This window comes from Shewanella sp. SP1S2-4 (assembly GCF_031932075.1).
Taxonomy (GTDB): Bacteria; Pseudomonadota; Gammaproteobacteria; order Enterobacterales; family Shewanellaceae; genus Shewanella; species Shewanella baltica.
Window position 1 is genome coordinate 1 of the sequence record NZ_JAUOET010000058.1, and the last position, 1,120, is coordinate 1,120.

General features: G+C 51.2%; 1 rRNA gene. It reads left to right on the forward strand.

Going from position 1 to position 1,120, the window contains the following annotated elements:
- Positions 1 to 1,120 (forward strand): 23S ribosomal RNA (locus Q4Q52_RS22150); the annotation flags it as partial.

Genomic DNA, 1,120 nt, shown 5'->3' on the forward strand with positions numbered 1-1,120 from the left:
CCGTACATGAAAACTAACCATTGATGAAAACGAGTAAGGCGGGACACGTGACATCCTGTTTGAATATGGGGGGACCATCCTCCAAGGCTAAATACTCCTGACTGACCGATAGTGAACCAGTACCGTGAGGGAAAGGCGAAAAGAACCCCTGTGAGGGGAGTGAAATAGAACCTGAAACCGTATACGTACAAGCAGTGGGAGCGGTTCTTGAGACCGTGACTGCGTACCTTTTGTATAATGGGTCAGCGACTTACATTTTGTAGCGAGGTTAAGCGAATAGCGGAGCCGTAGGGAAACCGAGTGTTAACTGCGCGTTTAGTTGCAAGGTGTAGACCCGAAACCCGGTGATCTAGCCATGGGCAGGTTGAAGGTTGAGTAACATCAACTGGAGGACCGAACCGACTAATGTTGAAAAATTAGCGGATGACTTGTGGCTGGGGGTGAAAGGCCAATCAAACCGGGAGATATCTGGTTCTCCTCGAAAGCTATTTAGGTAGCGCCTCGAGCGAATACCATTGGGGGTAGAGCACTGTTAAGGCTAGGGGGTCATCCCGACTTACCAACCCTTTGCAAACTCCGAATACCAATGAGTACTACTCGGGAGACAGACGGCGGGTGCTAACGTCCGTCGTCAAAAGGGAAACAACCCAGACCGTCAGCTAAGGTCCCAAAGTACTAGCTAAGTGGGAAACGATGTGGGAAGGCTTAGACAGCTAGGATGTTGGCTTAGAAGCAGCCATCATTTAAAGAAAGCGTAATAGCTCACTAGTCGAGTCGGCCTGCGCGGAAGATGTAACGGGGCTAAGCTAGTCACCGAAGCTACGGGTGCACAGTTTACTGTGCGCGGTAGAGGAGCGTTCTGTAAGCCGTTGAAGGTGAAGGGGTAACCCACGCTGGAGGTATCAGAAGTGCGAATGCTGACATGAGTAACGATAAAGGGGGTGAAAAACCCCCTCGCCGAAAGACCAAGGGTTCCTGTCCAACGTTAATCGGGGCAGGGTGAGTCGACCCCTAAGGTGAGGCCGAAAGGCGTAATCGATGGGAAACAGATTAATATTTCTGTACTTCCGCTAACTGCGATGGAGAGACGGAGAAGGCTAGGCTAGCGCGGCGTTGGTAG